Origin of the sequence: Burkholderia sp. AU39826 (assembly GCF_020419965.1) — a bacterium.
Taxonomy (GTDB): Bacteria; Pseudomonadota; Gammaproteobacteria; order Burkholderiales; family Burkholderiaceae; genus Burkholderia; species Burkholderia semiarida.
In genome coordinates this window covers 221,182-241,321 of record NZ_JAIZQG010000003.1, presented here as the reverse complement: position 1 = coordinate 241,321, position 20,140 = coordinate 221,182, and the positions used below count along the sequence as shown (strand labels likewise).

Annotated in this window: 20 protein-coding genes and 2 pseudogenes; 9 read left to right on the top strand and 13 right to left on the bottom strand. The window is 67.5% G+C overall.

Going from position 1 to position 20,140, the window contains the following annotated elements:
- Positions 1 to 42: 42 nt before the first annotated feature.
- The 7 genes from LGM42_RS10130 to pobA form a co-directional block, all read right to left on the bottom strand.
- Positions 43 to 1,401: an MFS transporter gene (locus tag LGM42_RS10130; RefSeq protein WP_060968130.1), complete on the bottom strand. Its 1,359-nt coding sequence runs from the start codon at positions 1,399 to 1,401 to the stop codon at positions 43 to 45.
- A 222-nt stretch (positions 1,402 to 1,623) separates the two neighbouring features.
- Entirely contained in the window at positions 1,624 to 2,010 is a 387-nt protein-coding gene (pcaC, locus tag LGM42_RS10125) for a 4-carboxymuconolactone decarboxylase (protein ID WP_059581279.1), read from the bottom strand.
- A gap of 9 nt (positions 2,011 to 2,019) precedes the next feature.
- The gene (pcaD, locus tag LGM42_RS10120; RefSeq protein WP_226232136.1) at positions 2,020 to 2,805 is read right to left on the bottom strand and encodes a 3-oxoadipate enol-lactonase; all 786 of its coding nucleotides are present in this window, start codon (positions 2,803 to 2,805) and stop codon (positions 2,020 to 2,022) included.
- A gap of 14 nt (positions 2,806 to 2,819) precedes the next feature.
- On the bottom strand, positions 2,820 to 4,178 hold the full coding sequence (locus LGM42_RS10115) for a 3-carboxy-cis,cis-muconate cycloisomerase (protein WP_226232135.1): 1,359 nt from the start codon (positions 4,176 to 4,178) through the stop codon (positions 2,820 to 2,822).
- Positions 4,179 to 4,266: 88 nt separating this feature from the next.
- On the bottom strand, positions 4,267 to 4,923 hold the full coding sequence (locus LGM42_RS10110; RefSeq protein WP_226232134.1) for a 3-oxoacid CoA-transferase subunit B: 657 nt from the start codon (positions 4,921 to 4,923) through the stop codon (positions 4,267 to 4,269).
- 20 nt (positions 4,924 to 4,943) lie between these two features.
- Complete coding sequence (locus tag LGM42_RS10105; protein WP_034205770.1) at positions 4,944 to 5,660, bottom strand: 3-oxoacid CoA-transferase subunit A; 717 nt, start codon at positions 5,658 to 5,660, stop codon at positions 4,944 to 4,946.
- Positions 5,661 to 5,804: 144 nt separating this feature from the next.
- A complete protein-coding gene (gene pobA / locus LGM42_RS10100) occupies positions 5,805 to 7,037 on the bottom strand; it encodes a 4-hydroxybenzoate 3-monooxygenase (protein ID WP_226232133.1) in 1,233 nt (410 codons plus the stop codon).
- A 116-nt stretch (positions 7,038 to 7,153) separates the two neighbouring features.
- Between pobA and LGM42_RS10095 the strand changes: the two genes are divergently transcribed.
- From LGM42_RS10095 to LGM42_RS10085, 3 genes are all read left to right on the top strand, one after another.
- The gene (locus LGM42_RS10095; protein ID WP_226232132.1) at positions 7,154 to 8,080 is read left to right on the top strand and encodes a LysR family transcriptional regulator; all 927 of its coding nucleotides are present in this window, start codon (positions 7,154 to 7,156) and stop codon (positions 8,078 to 8,080) included.
- Positions 8,081 to 8,176: 96 nt separating this feature from the next.
- A complete protein-coding gene (gene folE / locus LGM42_RS10090; protein ID WP_226232131.1) occupies positions 8,177 to 8,812 on the top strand; it encodes a GTP cyclohydrolase I FolE in 636 nt (211 codons plus the stop codon).
- Positions 8,812 to 9,615 carry an SDR family oxidoreductase gene (locus tag LGM42_RS10085; RefSeq protein ID WP_034203083.1) on the top strand — a complete coding sequence of 268 codons (804 nt, stop codon included), beginning with the start codon at positions 8,812 to 8,814 and terminating at the stop codon, positions 9,613 to 9,615. Before folE ends, LGM42_RS10085 begins: the two co-directional genes overlap by 1 nt.
- Before the next feature lie 44 nt (positions 9,616 to 9,659).
- Here LGM42_RS10085 and epsC read toward each other — a convergent pair whose 3' ends face one another.
- Together epsC and LGM42_RS10075 are read right to left on the bottom strand one after the other, a co-directional pair.
- Entirely contained in the window at positions 9,660 to 10,580 is a 921-nt protein-coding gene (gene epsC / locus LGM42_RS10080) for a serine O-acetyltransferase EpsC (protein WP_226232130.1), read from the bottom strand.
- A 137-nt stretch (positions 10,581 to 10,717) separates the two neighbouring features.
- Positions 10,718 to 10,951, bottom strand: coding sequence for a hypothetical protein (locus tag LGM42_RS10075; RefSeq protein ID WP_006480138.1), 234 nt, complete (start codon positions 10,949 to 10,951; stop codon positions 10,718 to 10,720).
- A 277-nt stretch (positions 10,952 to 11,228) separates the two neighbouring features.
- Between LGM42_RS10075 and LGM42_RS10070 the strand changes: the two genes are divergently transcribed.
- The 3 genes from LGM42_RS10070 to fnr all read left to right on the top strand — a co-directional run bounded on the left by LGM42_RS10070 (position 11,229) and on the right by fnr (position 13,428).
- Positions 11,229 to 11,636 (top strand): DUF3005 domain-containing protein, encoded by a 408-nt coding sequence (locus LGM42_RS10070; RefSeq protein ID WP_060317550.1) that lies wholly within the window; start codon positions 11,229 to 11,231, stop codon positions 11,634 to 11,636.
- Positions 11,637 to 12,110: 474 nt separating this feature from the next.
- Positions 12,111 to 12,578 (top strand): universal stress protein, encoded by a 468-nt coding sequence (locus tag LGM42_RS10065; protein ID WP_059645047.1) that lies wholly within the window; start codon positions 12,111 to 12,113, stop codon positions 12,576 to 12,578.
- A 103-nt stretch (positions 12,579 to 12,681) separates the two neighbouring features.
- Positions 12,682 to 13,428: a fumarate/nitrate reduction transcriptional regulator Fnr gene (gene fnr / locus LGM42_RS10060; protein ID WP_059581308.1), complete on the top strand. Its 747-nt coding sequence runs from the start codon at positions 12,682 to 12,684 to the stop codon at positions 13,426 to 13,428.
- A gap of 60 nt (positions 13,429 to 13,488) precedes the next feature.
- Here fnr and LGM42_RS10055 read toward each other — a convergent pair whose 3' ends face one another.
- Positions 13,489 to 14,382: a LysR family transcriptional regulator ArgP gene (locus tag LGM42_RS10055; protein WP_059581311.1), complete on the bottom strand. Its 894-nt coding sequence runs from the start codon at positions 14,380 to 14,382 to the stop codon at positions 13,489 to 13,491.
- Between the two features lie 112 nt (positions 14,383 to 14,494).
- Here LGM42_RS10055 and LGM42_RS10050 point away from each other — a divergent pair, with 112 nt between their 5' ends.
- Entirely contained in the window at positions 14,495 to 15,115 is a 621-nt protein-coding gene (locus tag LGM42_RS10050) for a LysE/ArgO family amino acid transporter (RefSeq protein WP_059581314.1), read from the top strand.
- Positions 15,116 to 15,463: 348 nt separating this feature from the next.
- On the top strand, positions 15,464 to 16,411 hold the full coding sequence (locus LGM42_RS10045) for an aldo/keto reductase (RefSeq protein WP_060968138.1): 948 nt from the start codon (positions 15,464 to 15,466) through the stop codon (positions 16,409 to 16,411).
- A 42-nt stretch (positions 16,412 to 16,453) separates the two neighbouring features.
- On the opposite strand, the pseudogene LGM42_RS10040 reads toward LGM42_RS10045, so the two are convergent.
- Positions 16,454 to 16,612 (bottom strand): annotated as a pseudogene (locus LGM42_RS10040) (AraC family transcriptional regulator); the annotation flags it as partial.
- 39 nt (positions 16,613 to 16,651) lie between these two features.
- Between LGM42_RS10040 and LGM42_RS10035 the strand changes: the two are divergent.
- A pseudogene (locus tag LGM42_RS10035) lies at positions 16,652 to 16,852 on the top strand (porin); the annotation flags it as partial.
- Positions 16,853 to 16,924: 72 nt separating this feature from the next.
- On the opposite strand, the gene LGM42_RS10030 reads toward LGM42_RS10035, so the two are convergent.
- Together LGM42_RS10030 and LGM42_RS10025 are read right to left on the bottom strand one after the other, a co-directional pair.
- Entirely contained in the window at positions 16,925 to 18,412 is a 1,488-nt protein-coding gene (locus LGM42_RS10030) for an NAD-dependent phenylacetaldehyde dehydrogenase (RefSeq protein WP_060317562.1), read from the bottom strand.
- Positions 18,413 to 18,455: 43 nt separating this feature from the next.
- A complete protein-coding gene (locus tag LGM42_RS10025) occupies positions 18,456 to 20,054 on the bottom strand; it encodes a GMC family oxidoreductase (protein ID WP_226232129.1) in 1,599 nt (532 codons plus the stop codon).
- Positions 20,055 to 20,140: the final 86 nt, after the last annotated feature.

Below are 20,140 nucleotides of genomic sequence, written 5' to 3'. Positions count from 1 at the left end.
CCATCATCACTGGGCCGGCACAACATACCGGCCCCCGGTCGCTCAGTGCCCGAGCGACTCGATCTTGCCTGCCGGCTGCGCCACGCCATGCGGCCGCGCCATCTGCTTGATCAGCAGCGCGACACACGCGAGCACGCCCGCGACGGCGATCGTCGCGAACACGCCCGCGAACGAGAAATGCCGACGCGTCAGCTCGGCGACGAGGAACGACCCCGCGATCCCGCCAAAGCGGCCGACGCCGAGCATCCACGCGACGCCCGTGCCGCGCCCTTCGGTCGGATAGAACGCGGCGGCCAGCGCCGGCATCGACGATTGCGCGGTGTTCATCAGCACGCCGGCCACGAACACCACCAGCACCAGCAGCCCGACGTTGCCGGCCGCCTGCCCGATCGCATACACGCTCACCGCCGTCAGCGCGTAGCACACGGCGATCACGCGGTTTGCGTTGAAGCGGTCCATCAGCACGCCGCACAGCACGGCACCCACGCCGCCGAGCGGGAACAGTGCCGAGATCAGCGTCGCGCTCTTCGGCGTCAGGCCGGCATCCTTCAGCAGGATCGGCATCCAGTTGATCGACGCGTAGAAGATCACGAGGCCCATGAAGTACGCGAGCCACAGCATCACCGAGCCGACGATGTACGAGCGCGACAGCACGACGCCAAGGCCCTTGCCGCCGGTCTGCGGCGCGGCTTCGGTCAGCGCGAACGAGCCGGCGTTCAGCGCGTCGCGCGAGATGCGGGCGAGCGTGGCGCGGATCTTGTCGATGCCCTGGCCGCTCGCGACCATGAAGCGCACCGATTCCGGCATCTTCAGCAGCAACAGCACGCCGAGCAGCAGCGGCGTCACGCCGCCGAGCACCAGCACGCTGCGCCAGCCGAAATGCGGAATCATCCACGCGGCGAGGAAACCGCCGAACGCGGCGCCGAGCGGAAAGCCGCAGAACATCAGGTTGATCACGGTCGCGCGGCGCTTGTCCGGGCAGAATTCGCCCATCATCGTGACCGCGTTCGGCATCGCGGCGCCGAGCCCGACGCCGGTGATGAAGCGCAGGATGGTCAGGTGTCCGATCGTGTTCGAGAACGCGGACATCAGGCATGCGACGCCGAACAGGAACACCGAGCCGAGCAGCAGCGAGCGGCGGCCGAGCCGGTCGGACAGCGGGCCCGACACGAGCGCGCCGCACGCCAGGCCGAACAGCGCGGCGCTCAACACGGGCGCGAGATCGGGCTTGGTGAGGTTCCATTCGCCGAGCAGCGACGGTGCGATGAAGCCGATCGCGGCCGTATCGAAGCCGTCGAGCAGCACGATCACGAAACACATGAGGAATACGAGCCATTGAAAGCCGCCGAACGGCTGCTCGTTGATGAAGGTCTGGACATCGACCACGGGTGTGCGGTTCATCGCTTGTCTCCTTGTCGGCCGGTGTGGGCGCGTCAGCGCTCGAACCGGTCGCATCCAACATTGATATATATGCAACAAGCGCGGCCTCGTGGCCGCGCCTTTCCTTCGTTCACGCGCCGATTCGCTGCCGGTGCGCTCGTTGATCGTCACGGCTCGCCAGCATCAGCGGCCATGCGATCGGATCGCCGCCGGCACTCAGCCGGCCGTCTTGCGCGGCCCCACCTAGGCGGCCCCATCCTGTTCTTTAAAGATCTTGTCCGCGAGATGGAACGCGGAATTCGCGGCCGGCACGCCGCAATAGATCGCGGTCTGCAGCAGCACTTCCTTGATCTCGTCGCGCGTCACGCCGTTGTTGCGCGCGGCGCGCAGGTGCAGCGCCAGTTCCTCGCCGCGGTTCAGCGCGACCATCATCGCGATGGTCAGCAGGCTGCGCGTATGGCGCGGCAGCCCGTCGCGGGTCCAGATCTCGCCCCATGCGTAGCGCGTGATCAGGTTCTGGAATTCCTCCGTCACCTCCGTGCGGTTCTCGAGCGAGCGGTCGACGTGCGCATCGCCGAGCACCGCGCGGCGCACCTTCATCCCTGCTTCATAACGTTGCTGGTCGTCCATCGCAGAGCCTCACGCAGTCAGGAATTCGACGAGCGCACGGTTGAAACCGTCCGTGCACTCGATGTTCGAAATGTGCGCGGCGTCGAATTCGACGTGCCGCGCGCCGGGAATCGCGGCAGCCAGCGCGCGACCCTGGTCGGGCGGCGTCGACATGTCCTTGTCGCCGGTCACGACGAGCACCGGCAGCGCGATGCCCTTCACTTCCTCGCGCAGGTCGGCCGCGTTCAGCGCGTCGCAGTTCGCCGCATAGCCGTCCTTGTCGGTATGCACGAAGGTGTCGCGGATCGCGTCGAACAGGCGCGGCTCGCGCTCGACGAATGCGTCGGTGAACCAGCGCGGCAGCACGGCGCCAGCGAGCGCGGCCATCCCTTCGGCGCGCGCCTTCTGCGCACGCGGCACCCACACTTCCGGCGAGCCGATCTTGGCCGAGGTATTCGACAGCACCGCGCGCACGATGCGCGACGGGTAGCGCGCGGCGAGCGCGGCGCCCGTCAGCCCACCCATCGAGATCCCGCAGAAATGCGCGCGTTCGATGCCGACATGGTCGAGCAGGCCGATCACGTCGCCCGCCAGTTGCTCGATCGTGTACGAGCCGGCCGGCGCATCGGAATGGCCGTGGCCGCGCGTGTCGTAGCGCAGGATGTTGAAGTGCTGCGTGAGCGGGCGGATCTGCGGCGCCCACATCTGCAGATCGGCGCCGAGCGAGTTCGAGAAGACGAGCCACGGCGCGTCGTCGCGCGCGGTACGGTCGATCCGGTAATGCAGTTTCACGCCGTTGACAGTGGCGAAAGGCATCAATGTTCTCCTGGTTATTGCGCACCCGCGTGCAGCGCGAGCACGGCGTCGACGTAGGCCTGCGCCTCGCCGACGTAATGTGCGGGATCGAGCAGCCGCGCGAGCGCGTCGCGCGACAGGTGGGCCGATACGGTTGCGTCGGCCGCGAGCACGTCGAACAGCGTCGCGCCGGTGCGCACCGCTTCCTTCGACGCATGTTCGACGACGTGATGCGCATCGAGCCGGCCGATCTTGTCGCCGAGCGCGAGCATCACCGCTTCGCCGAGAATCAGCCCGTGCGTGAGGTCGAGGTTCGCGGCGAGGCGTTCGGTGTTGACGTCGAGGCCCGCGACGATCTGCGCGACCTGCGCGAGCGCGCCGCCCGTCAGGCGGGCGAGATCGGGCAACGCGTCCCATTCGGCCTGCCAGCCGCCGAGCGCGCGCTCGTGCTCCTGCACCATCCCCGCGAACACGGTCGCAACGAGGTTCGGCGCACGCACGGCAGCCGTCAGCACGGCCGCGCAGCCGACCGGGTTGCGCTTGTGCGGCATCGTCGACGAGCCGCCCTTGCCGGCGGCCGCCGGTTCGCCGAGCTCGCCCACTTCGGTCTGCATCTGCAGCGACACGTCGCGCGCGATCTTGCCGAGCGTGCCGGTCAGCATGCCGAAGCACGCCGCGGCTTCCGCGATGCGGTCGCGCTGCGTATGCCACGGCACGGCCGGCAGCGCGAGATTCAGGTCGGACGCGAGCGCGGCGCTCACGCCGGCCGCATGCTCGCGCAGGCTCGCGAGCGTGCCGGCCGCGCCGCCGAACTGCAGCACGAGCAAACGCTCGCGCAACTCGGGGAAACGCGTGCGATGGCGCAGCAGCGCGTCGAGCCACTGCGCGAATTTGAGGCCGAGCGTGATCGGCAGCGCCTGCTGCAGCCACGTGCGGCCGATCATCGGCGTCGCGCGATGCGTGCGCGCGAGCGCCGCGAGCGACGCACAGGCTTCGTCGAGCATCGGCTCGAGCACGTCGAGCGTGTCGCGCAACTGCAGCACGGTCGCGGTATCGATGATGTCCTGGCTGGTCGCGCCCCAGTGCACGAACTTCGCGGCCTCGGGGTCGTCGGCCTTCACTTGCGCGGTGAGCTGCTTGACGAGCGGAATCGCGAGATTGCCGCCGAGCGCCGCGCCGTGCGCGAGCGCATCGGCGTCGAGCCGGCCGGCGTCGCACGCGCGTTCGATCGGCGCGACCGCGGTGGCGGGAATCACCTGCTGCGCCGCGAGCGCACGCGCGAGCGCGGCCTCGACGTCGAGCATGCGCTGGATCGTCGCGCGGGGCGACCAGATCCGGTTGAGCGGCTCGGTGCCGCAGATCAGGGAGGTCAAGCGGGCGCTGTCTTCGAGCATGGCATCAAGATGGGGAAACGGCGTGCGCCTATTGTCTACCCAAGCGCGCCGGCGTGCGCTCGAATGCGCGCACCGGCACGCTTGCCGTTCAGGCGGCGGCCTTCTGCGTCGCGTCGATCAGCGGCACGCCGGTCAGCTTCTGCAGTTCGTCGAACGACAGGTCGGTGAAGATCTCGTTCACCGCGAGGCCGTCGGCCGTCACGTCCAGCACGGCCAGATCCGTATAGATGCGGCTCACGCATTGCACGCCGGTGACCGGATACGAGCACTGCGCGACGATCTTGCTCTCGCCCTGCTTCGTCAGGTGCTCCATCATCACGAACACCTGCTTCGCGCCGATCGCGAGGTCCATCGCGCCGCCGACGGCCGGGATCGCGTCGGGCGCGCCCGTGTGCCAGTTCGCGAGGTCGCCGCTCGCCGACACCTGGAACGCGCCGAGCACGCAGTAGTCGAGATGGCCGCCGCGCATCATCGCGAACGAATCCGAGTGGTGGAAATACGCACCACCGGTGAGCAGCGTTACGTGCTGCTTGCCGGCGTTGATCAGTTCGTCGTCTTCCTCGCCGGCCGCGGGCGCCGGGCCCATGCCGAGCAAGCCGTTCTCGCTGTGCAGGAAGATCTCCTTGCTCGGGTCGAGGTGGTTCGCCACCAGCGTCGGCACGCCGATGCCGAGGTTCACGTACGCGCCTTCGGGGATGTCCTGGGCGACGCGCTTGGCCATTTCATCGCGGGTCAGTCGTTTCATGTCGATTTTCTCCAGGCGGGTCAGGCGGCTTGCGATGCAGCGTGTTCGGCGGCCAGCTCGGCCGCGTGCGCGGCCTGCGGCACCTCGACGACGCGCTGGACGAAAATGCCCGGCGTCACGATGTGTTCCGGGTTCAGCGCGCCGAGCGGCACGACTTCCGACACCTGGACGATCGCGACCTTCGCGGCGCTGGCCATGATCGGCCCGAAATTGCGCGCGGTCTTGCGATAGACGAGATTGCCCCAGCGGTCGCCCTTGTACGCTTTCACCAGCGCGAAATCGGCGTGAATCGGGGTCTCGAATACATACGGCTTGCCGTCGATCACGCGCGTTTCCTTGCCTTCCGCGAGCTTGGTGCCGTAGCCCGTCGGCGTGAAGAAACCGCCGATGCCGGCGCCCGCCGCGCGGATGCGCTCGGCGAGGTTGCCTTGCGGCACGAGTTCCAGCTCGATCTCGCCCGCGCGGTACAGCGCGTCGAACACCTGCGAGTCGCTCTGGCGCGGGAACGAACAGATGATCTTGCGCACCTTTTTCGCCTTCAGCAGCGCCGCGAGGCCCGTCTCGCCATTGCCCGCGTTGTTGTTGACGATCGTCAGGTCGCGCGCGCCCTGTTCGATCAGCGCGTCGATCAGCTCCGACGGCATGCCGGCCGTGCCGAAACCGCCGATCATGATTGTCGCGCCATCGTGGACGTCGGCGACCGCCGACTGAAGCGATTCGAAAATCTTGTTGACCATGTCTCTTCCTGATGCGAACCCGCGGCTCGTGCGCGGCCTGTCGAGGGGACACGCGCGTGCCGCGTGCCGCGCCGGAGGCCTTCGTCGACCCTCGGCTTTTGTTCGCCATTCGAACCTAGATTCGATTAGCGAACGATGGGCCGATCATAGGGGCGCACACAGCGCATTGTCAAGGCGGGTTCCCTCGGGGGCCGTCGCGTCTTCGAACGGCAGGCCGACATAGTTTTCGGCGAGCGACTGCGCGGCGGCCCGCGAGCGCGTCACGTACTTCAGCTCGGCAAACTTCAGGCGATTGACGAACGGCGAATCGTCCGGCGACGCGTGCAACATGTTCGTCATGAAGTACGAGAAGTGCTCGGCGCGCCACACGCGTTCGAGGCAGGTCGCCGAATAGCGTTCGAGCGGCGTCGCGTCGCCCGTCCGGTAGCGCGCGCCCAGCGCGCGGGACAGCGCGCGGACGTCGGCCACCGCGAGATTCATGCCCTTCGCGCCGGTCGGCGGCACGATGTGCGCGGCGTCGCCGGCGAGGAACAGACGCCCGTGCTGCATCGTCTCCGACACGAAGCTGCGCATCGGCGTCACGCTCTTCTGCGTGATCCCGCCCTCGGTCGGCGTCCAGCCGGTGTCGTTCGAGAAGCGTGTGTGCAGTTCGTCCCAGATCCGTGCGTCGGACCATTCGGCAAGATCTTCATCCGGCTTGCACTGCAGGTACAGGCGCGTGACCGTCGGCGAGCGCATCGAGAACAGCGCGAAACCGTTGTCGTGATGTGCGTAGACGAGCTCGTCGAGCGACGGCGCCGCGTCGGCGAGGATACCGAGCCACGCGAACGGGTAGACGCGCTCGAACGTGTTCAGCCGCTCGGCGGGAATCGTCTGGCGCGCGATGCCGTGGAAGCCGTCGCAGCCGGCGATGTAATCGCAGTCGATGCGGTCCGCGCGGCCGTCCGCATGCTCGAACGTGACGAACGGGTGCTCGCTTTCGATATCGTGCAGCGCGACGTCGCTGACTTCGAAGTGCATCTGATGGCCATGCTCGACGCCGGCCGCGATCAGGTCGCGCACGACTTCGTGCTGGCTGTAGACGGTGATCGCGCGCCCGCCGGTCAGTTCGGACAGGTCGATGCGGTGGCGCTGGCCGTCGAACAGCAGCTCGATGCCGTGATGTTCGAGCCCTTCGCGGCGCATCCGGTCGCCGAGACCGGCTTCGTTCAGCGTGTCGACCGTGCCCTGCTCCAGCACGCCGGCGCGAATGCGGTTCTCGCAGTATTCGCGCGAACGCGCTTCGACGAGGATGGAATCGACACCTTGCAGGCGCAGCAGGTGGGAAAGCAGAAGGCCGGACGGACCGGCGCCGATGATCGCGACTTGGGTGCGCATTGTTCGTCTCCAGAACATTGGTTCGAGTAATGAAACACATTTGAGCGCTTTCCCGACTATGCGGCAACGCGATTCAGGAGATATGTTGTATACGTTCTGGAGATACCGGCCCGGCGATGGAAGCGCTCGATCTGAACCTGATTCCCTACCTCGTCGCCCTCGACGACACGCGCAACGTGAGCCGTGCGGGCGACCTGCTCGGCGTGAGCCAGCCGCGCGTGAGCACGGCGCTCGGCCGGCTGCGCGAGTACTTCGGCGATCCGCTGTTCGTGCGCACGTCGCGCGGGATGGAGCCGACGCCGCGCGCGCTCGCGCTGCTGCCGGCCGCCCGCGACGCGCTCGCGCAGATCGAGCGCGGCCTCGTCGCGCCGCACGATTTCGACCCGGCCGCGAGCACGCATACGTTCTCGATCGCGCTGTCGGACGTCGGCGAGATCGTGTTCCTGCCGAAGCTGCTGCAGGCGTTCGCGACGCATGCGCCGCACGCGAACCTGCGTTCGGTCTCGCTCGCGCACGACGAAGTCGGACGCGGCCTCGAGGCCGGGTCGATCGATCTCGCGGTCGGCTACTTCCCCGATCTCGACGGCAACAACTTCTTCCAGCAGCGGCTGTTCACGCACCGGTTCGTCTGCCTGATGCGACGCGGCCATCCGTTCGAGCAGACGCCGCCGTTCACGGTCGAGCAGTTCCTTGCGTGCGGACACGCGGTGGTGCGCGCCGAGGGCCGCAGCCAGGAGGTGCTCGAGAAATATCTGGCGAAGCAGCGCATGCAGCGCCGCGCGGTGCTCGAGACGCCGCACTTCATGAGCCTGCCGTTCATCCTGAGCCGCACCGACCTGATCGCGACGGTGCCGCACGCGATCGGCTATGCGTACGCGGCCGAGCACGCGTTCATCGTGCCGGTCGAGCCGCCGCTCGCGCTGCCGCGCTTCGACCTGAAGCAGCACTGGCACCGCAAGTACCACAACGACCCGCGCACCGCGTGGCTGCGCGGCGTCGTCGCGACGCTGTTCAACGACGAGCAGGACGAATGGCCGAAGTGAAGAAGCACGCGCGGCGGCCCGCACGCACGACCGGCGAAAGCATGAAACAATGCCCGGATATCCGCCGCCGCAGGCGGCCTTCGATGGAGCCACTAGATGGGTAAGGGAAAGAAATCCGCGCAGCCAGAGGCGGTCGCCTCCCGGCCGAGCCGCGAAGAAGCCGAAGACGCCGTGCGCGTGCTGTTGCGCTGGGCCGGCGACGATCCCGCGCGCGAAGGCCTGCTCGACACGCCCGCACGCGTCGTGCGCGCATACGAGCAGTTCTTCGCCGGCTATGCGCTGGAGCCGCGCGACATCCTCGCGCGCACGTTCAGCGAGGTCGACGGCTACGACGAAATGATCGTGCTGAAGGACATCCGCTTCGAGAGCTACTGCGAGCATCACATGGTGCCGATCATCGGCCGCGCGCACGTCGCGTATCTGCCGAACCATCGCGTCGTCGGCATCTCGAAGCTCGCGCGTCTCGTCGACGCATTCGCGAAGCGCCTGCAGATCCAGGAAAAGATGACCGTGCAGATCGCCGACACGCTGTTCGACGTGCTGCAGCCGAAGGGCGTCGGCGTGATCCTCGAAGCCGCGCACCAGTGCATCTCGACGCGCGGCGTGCACAAGCCGGGCGTCGAGATGGTCACGTCGCGCATGCTGGGCACGTTCCGCACCGATCCGTCGACGCGTCGCGAATTCCTGTCGATCGTCGCGAATCCTTCCTCGGTCAACCTGATGAATACCTGATGGAGCAGACGAAGCAAACGGCACACGCGCCCGTCGTGCTCGTGACCGGCGCCGCGCGCCGGGCCGGGCGCGCGTTCGCCGAGTATTTCGCCGCGCACGGCTATCGCACCGCGGTGCACTACGACCGTTCGGCCGATGCCGCGCAGGCCGCCGCCCGCGCGATTGCCGAACGCGGGCACGATTCGGCGGCGCTGCAGGCCGATCTGTCCGATGCCGCGCAGATCACCGCGCTGATCGACCAGGTCTACGCGCGCTTCGGGCGCCTCGACGTGCTGGTCAACAACGCGTCGGTGTTCTGGCAGGACCATTTCCCGAGCTTCGATCTCGCGGCGTTCGACCAGGCATGGGCCGTCAACTGCCGCGCGCCGATCCTGCTCACGCGCGCGTTCTACGAACGGGCCCGCGCGGCCGGCACGCAGGGCGTCGTCGTGAACGTGGTCGACCAGAAGATCAAGGAAAACTTCCACCGCGACCATTTCAGCTACACGGTCGCGAAAGCCGCGCTCGGCAACCTGACGCAGATGCTCGCGCTGTCGTCCGCGCCGGTGCTGCGCGTGAATGCGGTGTTCCCGGGGCTGATGCTGCCGAGCGACGATCAGACGCAAGCCGACTTCGAACACGCGAGCCGCGCCTCGACACCGCTCGCGCGCATCGCGGGCCCCGACGACGTCGCAAGCGCGATCCTGCTGCTGACGGGCAATGCGTACAACGGCGTGGATTTCGTCGTCGATGCGGGCCAGAACCTGATCCGCGTGGACCAGGACGTGCTGTACAAGCACCGCTCGCCGGACGGCAAGCACTGACGCATGCGGCGCGCGCCGGGGAACCGGGCGCGCCGCCCGCCGCGTTACGGCTTCTCGGCGCTCCCGCCTTCGCGGACCTTGCCCTGCGCGACGCTCGTGCCGGGCGGCACGCTGTGCGTGAGCCACACGTTGCCGCCGATCACCGAGCCGCGCCCGATCGTCACGCGGCCGAGAATCGTCGCGCCCGCATAGATCACCACGTCGTCCTCGACGATCGGATGCCGTGCATTGCCCTTCACCAGCGCGCCTTCGCCATCGGCGGGGAAGCTCTTCGCGCCGAGCGTGACGGCCTGGTACACGCGCACGCGCTCGCCGATGATCGCGGTTTCGCCGATCACGACACCGGTGCCGTGGTCGATGAAGAAGCTCGGGCCGATCTGCGCACCCGGATGGATGTCGATACCGGTGGCCGAATGCGCGATTTCATTGATGAACCGCGCGAGCAACGGCACACCGAGTTGGTGCAGCGCGTGCGCGAGCCGATGGTGCATCATCGCGAACACGCCGGGGTAGCACAGCAGGATCTCGGTGATGTGCTGCGCGGCCGGATCGCCCGCGTACGCGGCCTGGATGTCGCTGACGAGCAGCGCGCGGATCGCCGGCAACTGCCGGCCGAATTCGCGCGCGATCTCGAACGCGCGTTCGTCGAGCTCGGCGAACGGCGTATCGACGTGCGCGGGCAGGAACGGCAACGCGCGGCGGATCTGCTCGGACAGGATGCGCAGCGTGCTTTCGAGCGTATGGCCGACGTAGTAGTCGACGCTTTCGTCGGTCAGGTCGGGCGCGCCGTAGTGCGTCGGAAACATCGACGCGCGCAGGCCGGTCACAATCTTGCAGATTGCATCGCGCGACGGCAGTTCGCGGATGCCACGCGGATGGCGCGTGCGATGGAGTTCCTCGCGCGATTCGCGCAAGCCGGCGACGATTTCTTCGAGGCCCCACTGACGGGCGGCTGATGTCGACATAGGCCAAAGCGGGCAGCCGCGCTCGGTCGCGCGGCCGCTAATAAAGTGACGGGTTCCGCAAGATTACCGCGTTTTTTGTCCGGCAGCGGCCCCTGGGGGATCGGCCGGACGGCCGACGCCGTACGAGCGCGACGGCATCACATCGAGATGCTGCTCGCGTCGATCCAGCGCACGGCCCAGTCTCGCGCGTGCGCGATCGCGTCGCCTTCGTCGTTGAACTGGAGCTCGATCGGGAAAAAACGGTTCGCCACGAGTTCCCCGTCGCTCGATCGGGAGATCACGACGTAGGGCTTGAACGAACCGTCACTGGCGCGTGCGGGCGCGCAATTCAACAGATAACCGCGGTGCGTGAAGGCAGTAGTCGCTTGCATGAGTCCGCCACCTCTAGTCCCTTGTTTGTTGTTCGCTACCCGTCTTTAAGGGTGCTGCGGCGCCCCGGCGCGGGCAGAGGCGGCGAGACTTCATCCCCTGTCGCCGCTTCGCAGGAAAAGAATCATACTCTGTAGAAAACGCGTCTTCTAGCTGAAATAAATCATGACAAATCAGTGCGCGCCGCGCGACCGCGGCGATCGCCCGCGCGCCTTTTCCCGTCGTGCCCGGAACGGGATTTGCTTCGATCCGGAGCGTGTCGCCGCCAGGAGAGCCGCGATGGAATCCTCCGCTCAAACAGGCCGTGCGCATCCGCGCAGCATCGAAGTCGACAACGACGCCACCCACGACAGCACGGTCGATACCGACGGCAAGAACCGCGAAGCCGCGCGCGTCGCCGGGGCCGGGCCGATCTCGCCCGACCAGGTCACGCGCAGCAATGCGTCGCTCGTCAATGCGATGCCGGAAGCTGGCGACGGCCTCGCGGGTTTCGACAGCCGCCCCGACGGCAACCATCCGGCGTTCGCGTTGCGCGCCGGCTACGTGGTGATCGAGAAAGGCTTCGACACGCCGCCCGCGGGCGACGCGCCGTTCGGTCCCGTGCACAGGATGTACGGCAGCGCGTACTGGCCCGGCCACGGCCGCCGGCCGGAGCGTGTCATCGAGCTGACGGCCGTGCCGAAATAGCCGGCGCGGCGTTTGAATCGATCGTTCGTTTGGGAATCGCCGTCGGCCGCTGACGGCGATCGACGGCGGTGCATTGGCGCGTGCGACCGGACCGCGCGCCGATACTCGCTCGCACGATGCCGAAGTGAACGATGCCGCGCATTGGCATCGGCCTTCGCAATTCATGCATGCCGCGCATCGCATCGACGCACATGCATTGACCGAAGTCATGGCGCCCCGGCGCGATTGCGATTGAATGGCGATACGTGCGGCGCATCGGCGTGATCGCCGTGCCGGGTCGATGCGCGCGCATGCGTTTTCGCCACTGAGGCGGCCACCGCATGTCCGTTCACGAGCTGAACAGGGACAGCGCGGCACGCGACACCTCGCTGCACGATCGTGCACGTTGGTTTACTCTGCCTCGCAGCATCGCGCATTGCCCGGCCCGATCGGCCATCCGGCCGACTTCGTTCCAACCCGCCACTCGGAGACACTATGTACAAGCGTATTCTGGTTGCCGTCGACGGCAGCGACACGTCCCGCCACGCGTTCGACGCCGCGCTGGCGCTCGCGAAAGCGCACGGCGCGGAGCTGCAGCCGTTCTACGTCGTCGAGAACGCCGCGATCTACTACAACGTGCCCGGCTACGATCCGTCCGTGCTGCGCGATCAGCTCGTCGCGCAGGGCAACGCGCTGGCGCAGGATTTCGCGAAGCGGATGCAGGCCGCCGGCGTGAAAGGCGAGACGCGGCTGAACGAAGCGACGTCGCTCAACGACGTATCGTCGCTGATCCTCGACGGCGCGAAGGCGTTCGGCGCCGATCTGCTCGTGCTCGGCACGCATGGCCGCCGCGGCTTCCGCCGCCTCGTGCTCGGCAGCATCGCCGAACAATGCGTGCGCCACGCGACGCTGCCCGTGCTGCTGATCCCGGCGGCCGCCAACACGGACGAGCCGGCTGCGTGAGCGGCGTTCGGCACGCACGGCCGGTCGCGACGTTTTGTCACCCGACAGCGGCAACTTGCGGTGGGACAATGATTTCGTCGATTCAACGCCGGAGTAAACGATCATGCTGACGCCCGTCGCCACCCGCCCCGCCGCCACGGCCCATACCGGTAGCTGGGCTCCCCGCCAGGCCGCGCACTGCTCGTCGTGCGCGATGCGGCACCTGTGCATGCCGCAGGGCCTGGCGCCCGAAGCGCTCAGCCGCCTCGAATCGGTCATCTGCGCGGCTCGCCCGGTCAAGCGCGGCGAAGCGCTGTTTCGCGAAGGCGACGCATTCGACAACCTGTACGCGGTACGCTCGGGTTCGCTGAAAACCGTCGCGACGCGCCACGACGGCCGCGAACAGGTCACGGGCCTGCACCTCGCCGGCGAAGCGCTCGGCCTCGACGGCATCTGCGACGATACGCACCCGCGCACCGCGGTCGCGCTGGAAGACAGCTCGGTGTGTGTGATTCCGTACAGCGCGCTCAAAGCGCTGTGCTCGGAAGCCGGCTCGATGCAGTTGCGCATGCACAAGCTGATGAGCGAACAGATCGTGCGCGAAACGTCGCAAACGATGCTGCTCGGTTCGCTGAACGCCGAGGAGCGCGTCGCCGCTTTCCTGCTCGACGTCTCGTCGCGCTACCTGAAGCGCGGCTACTCGCCGTCGGAATTCAACCTGCGGATGACGCGCGAGGACATCGGCAGCTATCTCGGCATGACGCTCGAAACGGTCAGCCGCACGCTGTCGAAATTCCAGAAGCGCGGCCTGATCGAAATGCAGGGCCGCCACGTGCAGATCGTCGACTTCGACGGCCTGCAGCACGTCTGACGCCGCGCGGCGCGCGCACGCGTCACGCGCGCCGCCTGCGTGACGTCCTGACGCCGCCGCTCAATCGAGAAACAGCGCGGCACGCGCCTTCAGCGCCGCGCTGAAATCGTCGAGCCAGCCGATCGACAGACGCCAGCTCTGCCAGTACAGATCGATGTCGATGGTTCGCCCGCGCGACATGTCGATCAACTCGCCCGCCGCCAGTTGGCGGTCGACCATCCGGTCGGGGCACATCCCCCATCCCAATCCCGTTTCGCACGCGCGCAGGTAGCCCGCGACGTGCGGTATCCAGTGCTGCGGCGGATCGAGATCCGCGCGCGTCACGCGCCGGATGAAACGCGCCTGCAACCCGTCCTTCGGATTGAACATCACGCACGGCGCGCGGCGCAGCGCATCGCGCGTGATCCCCGCGTCGAAATAACGTGCGTAAAACGCCGGCGAGCACACCGCGCGATAGCGGATCCGCCCGAGCCGCTCCGACCGGCACCCCTGGATCGGCTCGGCCTGTGCGGTCACCGCCCCCTGCACGCTGCCGTCGCGAATGCGCGACGCCGTGTAATCCTGATCGTCGATCACGAGGTCGAGCAGCGTCTCGCGCGCCGTGCAGAACGGCCCGACCGCGTCGATGAACCACGTCGCGACGCTGTCGTCGTTGACGGCCACGCGCAACGTCGGCCACGCGCTGGCGATCTGGCCCGGCAACGCGGGCATCCGGCCGCCCAGTTCGGCTTCCAGCAACTGCACGCGTTCGGTATGCCGGCACAGCAGCGCGCCCGACGTCGTCGCGACACACGGCTGCCCGCGCTTGACGAGCACGCTGCCGACCCGCTCCTCCAGCAGCTTCACGCGCTGCGACACGGCCGACGGCGTGACGTTCAGCTCCTTGGCCGCCCGCTCGAACGAGCCGTGCCGGATCACGGCCGCGAGGGCATCGAGCAACGCGTAGTCGAGCATTAGATTTCCTTAATCCGCATTAGGTGATTTAGCTTCTCTTATTTCCGTGCTGATCGCAGACTAGCGCTACCCGATTCATTCGTCTACTGCTTCCACGGCTTTCCCCCAAAACATGAACTGGCTCGCTTTTTCCCACGGCGCCGCACTGTGCGCGTCGCTCATCGTCACCATCGGCGCGCAGAACGCGTTCGTGCTGCGCCAGGGCATCATGCGGTCGCACGTCGGCAAGATCGTGCTGCTGTGCGCGGTGTCCGACATGATCCTGATCGGCGCGGGCGTCGGCGGCGCATCGGCGCTCGTCGAGCGCTATCCGACCTTCGTCCATGCGGTGCTGTACGTCGGCCTCGCGTATCTCGCGTGGTTCGGCATCAACGCGCTGCGCCGGGCGTTCAAGCCGGGCCACGACACGCTCGACGTGCGCGGCGACGCGGTCGCGCCGCCGCCGCAGGGCGCGCTCGCGATCGTGCTGATGACGCTCGCGTTCACGTGGCTCAACCCGCACGTGTATCTCGACACGTTCCTGCTGATCGGCACGGCCGGCGCGCGCGAGCCGGAAGGCGCGCGGCTCGCGTTCGCGATCGGCGCGATGACGGTCAGCGTCGTGTGGTTCCTCGGGCTCGGCTATGGTGCGCGATTGCTGGCGCCGTGGTTCCGCAAGGCGGTCGCGTGGCGCGTGCTGGATGGCGCGATCGGCGGCATGGTGCTGTTTCTCGCGGCCGTGCAGTTGCGCTGAGCGAACCGTCTGCGCACGGGCGGCGTCCTGCCGCCCGTCTTTCCCCCCCTCCGCTGCAATACCGGGGCAGTCAGCCTCCTTCCGTCGCGCACCCCGTCGCAAAAAATTCGCTCCCGATCGAACGCAGCCGCACGGAGCGCTCACGTAGCGGACACGGTATCCGCCATCTGCCGCAAGCCATCCACCATCGCGGCGGCGCGCTGCCTGCACGAATCGAAACGATCGGCGAGAATGTCCGGTGTCCCGCGACCACGGCGGAACCGCACCGCGCACCCTGCCGTCCCGCCGCGATCGCTTCGACCCATCCCGCAGTTCAATCCCGTTACCTGCTAGTTATCGGAGAGGAACATGGCACATCGCACCCTCGGCACATCCAGCATCCAGGTTTCGCCGCTCGCGTTCGGCGGCAACGTCTTCGGCTGGACCGTCGATGAAAACGCATCGTTCGCGTTGCTCGACGCGCTCGCCGACACCGGCATCAACTTCATCGACACGGCCGACGTCTATTCGGCGTGGGTTCCCGGCAACCACGGCGGCGAATCGGAAACGATCATCGGCAAGTGGCTGAAGCGCTCCGGCAAGCGCGAGCAGGTCGTGATCGCGACCAAGGTCGGCATGCTCGGCGCGCGTGCCGGGCTGTCGAAAGACAACATCCTGAAGGCCGCCGACGATTCGCTGCGCCGCCTGCAGACCGACTACATCGACCTGTATTTCTCGCACCGCGATCTCGCCGACACGGCCCCGCTCGAAGAAACGCTCGGCGCGTATCAAACGCTGATCGAAGCGGGCAAGGTGCGCATCATCGGCGCGTCGAACTACAGCGGCGCACGCCTGCGCGAAGCCGCCGCCATCAGCGCGCGCGACGGGCTGCCCGCGTATCAGGTCATCCAGCCGGAATACAACCTGCTCAACCGCGCCGACTACGAACGCGATCTCGAGCCGGTCGTGCGCGACCTGAAGCTCGGCGTCGTCAACTACTACGCGCTCGCGAGCGGGTTCCTGTCGGGCAAGTATCGCAGCGAGGCCGACCTGAAGAAGAGCGTGCGCGGCGATCGCGTCGCCGGCTATCTGAACGAACGCGGCCTGCGCATCCTCGCGGCGCTCGACGCCGTGTCGGCGAAGCACGGCACGCAGCCGGCCGCGATCGCGCTCGCATGGCAGATCGCGCGGCCGACGATCACCGCGCCGATCGCGAGCGCGACGTCGCTCGAGCAGCTCGAACTGCTCGGCGAAGCGATCCGCGTCAAGCTCGATCAGGACGACATCCGCCAGATCGACGAAGCCAGCGCGCCCTGAAGTCGCCGGCGGCAGGCCGCGCAGCGGCCGGGCCATGTGAGCGTCGAGTTCCGCGGCGGCAAGATGGGTGACCAGCGTGCGCGTGTGCTCGGCGAATCGTGCGGCGTCGCGCTCGACCGGCGCCTTCATGAACCGCTCGACGCTCGCGCGCAACGTCGCGCCGAGCATCGCGCCCGCGCCCGGCTTCGGCGCGATCCGCAGCATCGGCGCAAGCTACGACAACGGCCCGTTCGGCGCGGGCTCGACAACGCGCACGCGCACCAGTTGCTCGCCGCCGTCCAGTACTGGCTGTCGAAGCGCACGATGGTGTACGTCGCGGGCATTCATCAACGTGCGAGCCACGGCGGCAACGCGCAGATCAGCGGCGTGATGGATGCGAACGGCGCGTCGAGTGGCGCGTTGCAGTCGATCGCGCGGTTGGGGTTCAGTACGCGGTTCTGACGCACGCCGGTCCTGGCCGGATACGCCCGCCCGATCGATGCCGGGCGGGCATGAACGTGGGGCGAGATGCCGTCAGAAACGGATGGTCACCGATTTCGGCTCGGTGTAGGCGTCGATGAACGACGAGCCGTACTCGCGGCCGATGCCGGAACCCTTCGCGCCGCCGAACGGAACGGCCGGGTCGACCAGCGTATGCATGTTCACCCATACGGTGCCGGCTTCGATGCGCGGCACGTAGCGCAGCGCCTTCGCGAGATCGTTCGTCCACAGGCTCGCGGTGAGTCCAAACGGCGTGTCGTTCATCATCGCGATCAGTTCCTCGTCGTCGTCGAACGGCACGAACGCGCCGACCGGCCCGAAGATCTCGTTGCGGTACGAAGCCGATTCCAGCGAGCGCGGCAGCACGATCGTCGGCTTCACGTAGAAGCCGTCACGCGCGTACGCGCCGCCGCCCGTGACGATCGTATCGCCTTCCGAGCGCGCAAGGTCGAACGCGTCGAGACACTTGCGGAACTGCGACTCGTTGCAGACGGGGCCGATCATCCCCGCGTCGTCCATCGGATCGGCCGGCTGGAAGCCGTCCAGGCGCGCCTGCATTTTCCCGACCACCTCGTCGAACTTCGAACGATGCACGAAGAAGCGTTCGGCCGACGCGCATACCTGCCCGCTATGCAGGAACCCGGCCTCGACGATGCCGTCCAGCACCTTGTCGACCGGCGTATCGGACAGGAACGCCGCCGCGTTCTTGCCGCCCAGCTCGAGCGTGAAGCGCGTGAAGTTCGCGTTGACGGCCTGCTCGCCGATGATGCGGCCGGTCGGCACCGAACCCGTGAACGACACCTTCGCCACGCGCGGATCGCGGATCACCTTCGCGCCGACCTGGCCGGTGCCGTTGATCACGTTCAGCGTGCCCGGCGGCAATCCGGCTTCGGTCGCCAGCTCGGCGATGCGCAGCATCGTGAGCGGCGTGTACTCCGACGACTTGATGAGCACCGTGTTGCCGGTCGCGAGCGCCGCGCCGAATTTCCACACCGGAATCATCACCGGAAAATTCCACGGGATGATCCCGAACACGACGCCCAGCGGTTCGCGTAGCGTGAACGACGTATAGCGTTCGCCGTTCATGCTCGGAAACGACGGCGCAAGCGTCTCGCCCGCGATCTTCGTGGCCCAGCCCGCGTAATAGCGCAGCCAGCGGGCGGACCAGCCGACCTCGATCACGCGCGACAGCCCGATCAGCTTGCCCGACTGCGCGGTTTCGATCTGCGCGAGTTCTTCGCCGTGTGCTTCGATCAAGTCCGCGAAGCGCAGCAGGATGCGCTCGCGATCGGCCGGCGTCAGGCTTGCCCACTCGCCGCCAAACGCGCGCCGCGACGACGCAAGCGCGGTTTCGACGTCGTCGTCAGTAGCCTGTGCGACCGAGCCGATCACCGCACGTGTCGACGGATCGCATACGTCGATCCGTTCGCCGCGGCCAGCCACCGCGCGGCCGTCGATGTAATGACCGTGTTCACGCGCGAGAAACGCGTTGACTTCGTCCAGCATCCGAACCAGTGCCATCTGTATTCCTCCGGAAATCCAATTGAGTGTGCAAGGCCGCCGATCACGCCGCGTTGGCGATCAGGTCCGACGCCTTCTCGGCAAGCGCGATGGTCGGCGCGTTCGTGTTGCCGCTCGGGATGCTCGGCATCGTCGAGCTGTCGGCCACGCGCAGCCCCGCGATACCGTGCACGCGCAGTTGCGGATCGACGACCGACGACGCCGCATCCGTGCCCATGCGGCACGTGCCGACGGGGTGATAGACCGTCTTGGCCGCGCCGCGCACCCAGTCCTCGATCCGCGCGTCGTCGTCGGGCGGACAATCGGGCGAGAAGATCTCGTCGACGTGCTCCGCGAGCGCCGGCTGGCGCAGGATCTTCAGCGCGAGTTTCGCGGCCCGGATCTGGCCGTCGACGTCGCGGCGATCGGCCAGATAGCGGCCGTCGATGCGCGGCAGCGCCTGAGGGTCCGACGAGCGGATCGTCACGCGGCCGCGCGAATGCGGCTGCAGGTGGCCGGTCTTGATCGTGATGCCGTGCGTGCGCCCGGCTGTCGCGCCGACCGGATCGTCGAACGAATCGATCGTCGGCAGGAAGTGGAACTGGACATCCGGCCGCCCCTGCCGGCAGGTATCGACGAAAGCGAACCCTTCGAGCACCGGCGACGTCAGGATGCCCGAGCGGAACCACATCCACTGGATGCCGTGCTTCAACGCGCGCCATCCCTTGTCCTGGCCGTACAGGGACACCGGCGTACGGATCGTCGCATTGACCGACATGTGCAGGTGATCGTGGAAATTCTCGCCCACCGGCAGCACGTGCCTGACCTGCACGCCGGCGTCCTCCAGCACCTTTCGCGGCCCGATGCCGGACAGCTGCAGGATCTTCGGCGAGCCGATCGCGCCGGCCGACACGATGATTTCCGCCCGGGCGCGCGCGGTCACGCGACGGTTGCCGTGCCGATACGTGACGCCCGTCGCGCGGCCGTTCTCGATTTCCACGCGCTCGACGAGCGCATCGACCTCGAGACTGAATTCCGGACGGTTCCGGATCGACTTCAGATACGTCGCCGCCGTGGAGCCGCGCTCGCCGTTGAAGATCGTCGCCTGATAGAACCCGACGCCTTCCTGCCGCTCGCCGTTGTAGTCGACCAGATAGTCGAGCCCCATCTGCTGGCCCGCCCGCACGAACGCCTGCGACAGCGGATGACGATAGCGGATCTCGGTGACCTGCAGGTGTCCCGCGTTGCCGTGATACGGCTCGGTCAGCGATTCGTTGTTCTCCGCTTTCGCGAAGTAGCGCAGCATCTCGTCCGCACCCCAGCCCTTGCAGCCGAATTCGGTCTCCCAGCGATCGTAGTCGTCGCGGTGCCCGCGCACGTACAGCATCCCGTTGACGGAGCTCGAGCCGCCCAGCACGCGCCCCTGCGGCACCGCAATCGAGCGGCCCTTCACGTCGTCCGACGGCTCGGCCGCATACGGCCACGTGTGCCGCGGAATGGCCTTCGCCAGCCCGCCCGGCATGTGGATGAACAGGTCCTTGTCGTGGCCGCCCGCCTCCAGCAGCAGCACGCTGCCCTTGCGGCGCTCGACAAGATGGGTCGCGATCGTGCAGCCCGCCGAGCCGGCGCCAATGACGATGTAGTCGAAAGTTCTGTCGGACATCCTGATATGCGCCCGCTGTCGTCCGTACGGCGTTCGCCGGCGCGCGCTGGCACCGCATGCGTCCGTCGTCCGGCCTTCGCAGGTTC

Excerpts from the sequence above, each read along its gene's own strand:
- LGM42_RS10130 (WP_060968130.1), bottom strand. The coding sequence starts at position 1,401 with ATGAACCGCACACCCGTGGTCGATGTCCAGACCTTCATCAACGAGCAG.
- pcaC (WP_059581279.1), bottom strand. The coding sequence starts at position 2,010 with ATGGACGACCAGCAACGTTATGAAGCAGGGATGAAGGTGCGCCGCGCG.
- pcaD (WP_226232136.1), bottom strand. The coding sequence starts at position 2,805 with ATGCCTTTCGCCACTGTCAACGGCGTGAAACTGCATTACCGGATCGAC.
- LGM42_RS10115 (WP_226232135.1), bottom strand. The coding sequence starts at position 4,178 with ATGCTCGAAGACAGCGCCCGCTTGACCTCCCTGATCTGCGGCACCGAG.
- LGM42_RS10110 (WP_226232134.1), bottom strand. The coding sequence starts at position 4,923 with ATGAAACGACTGACCCGCGATGAAATGGCCAAGCGCGTCGCCCAGGAC.
- LGM42_RS10105 (WP_034205770.1), bottom strand. The coding sequence starts at position 5,660 with ATGGTCAACAAGATTTTCGAATCGCTTCAGTCGGCGGTCGCCGACGTC.
- pobA (WP_226232133.1), bottom strand. The coding sequence starts at position 7,037 with ATGCGCACCCAAGTCGCGATCATCGGCGCCGGTCCGTCCGGCCTTCTG.
- LGM42_RS10095 (WP_226232132.1), top strand. The coding sequence starts at position 7,154 with ATGGAAGCGCTCGATCTGAACCTGATTCCCTACCTCGTCGCCCTCGAC.
- folE (WP_226232131.1), top strand. The coding sequence starts at position 8,177 with ATGGGTAAGGGAAAGAAATCCGCGCAGCCAGAGGCGGTCGCCTCCCGG.
- LGM42_RS10085 (WP_034203083.1), top strand. The coding sequence starts at position 8,812 with ATGGAGCAGACGAAGCAAACGGCACACGCGCCCGTCGTGCTCGTGACC.
- epsC (WP_226232130.1), bottom strand. The coding sequence starts at position 10,580 with ATGTCGACATCAGCCGCCCGTCAGTGGGGCCTCGAAGAAATCGTCGCC.
- LGM42_RS10075 (WP_006480138.1), bottom strand. The coding sequence starts at position 10,951 with ATGCAAGCGACTACTGCCTTCACGCACCGCGGTTATCTGTTGAATTGC.
- LGM42_RS10070 (WP_060317550.1), top strand. The coding sequence starts at position 11,229 with ATGGAATCCTCCGCTCAAACAGGCCGTGCGCATCCGCGCAGCATCGAA.
- LGM42_RS10065 (WP_059645047.1), top strand. The coding sequence starts at position 12,111 with ATGTACAAGCGTATTCTGGTTGCCGTCGACGGCAGCGACACGTCCCGC.
- fnr (WP_059581308.1), top strand. The coding sequence starts at position 12,682 with ATGCTGACGCCCGTCGCCACCCGCCCCGCCGCCACGGCCCATACCGGT.
- LGM42_RS10055 (WP_059581311.1), bottom strand. The coding sequence starts at position 14,382 with ATGCTCGACTACGCGTTGCTCGATGCCCTCGCGGCCGTGATCCGGCAC.
- LGM42_RS10050 (WP_059581314.1), top strand. The coding sequence starts at position 14,495 with ATGAACTGGCTCGCTTTTTCCCACGGCGCCGCACTGTGCGCGTCGCTC.
- LGM42_RS10045 (WP_060968138.1), top strand. The coding sequence starts at position 15,464 with ATGGCACATCGCACCCTCGGCACATCCAGCATCCAGGTTTCGCCGCTC.
- LGM42_RS10030 (WP_060317562.1), bottom strand. The coding sequence starts at position 18,412 with ATGGCACTGGTTCGGATGCTGGACGAAGTCAACGCGTTTCTCGCGCGT.
- LGM42_RS10025 (WP_226232129.1), bottom strand. The coding sequence starts at position 20,054 with ATGTCCGACAGAACTTTCGACTACATCGTCATTGGCGCCGGCTCGGCG.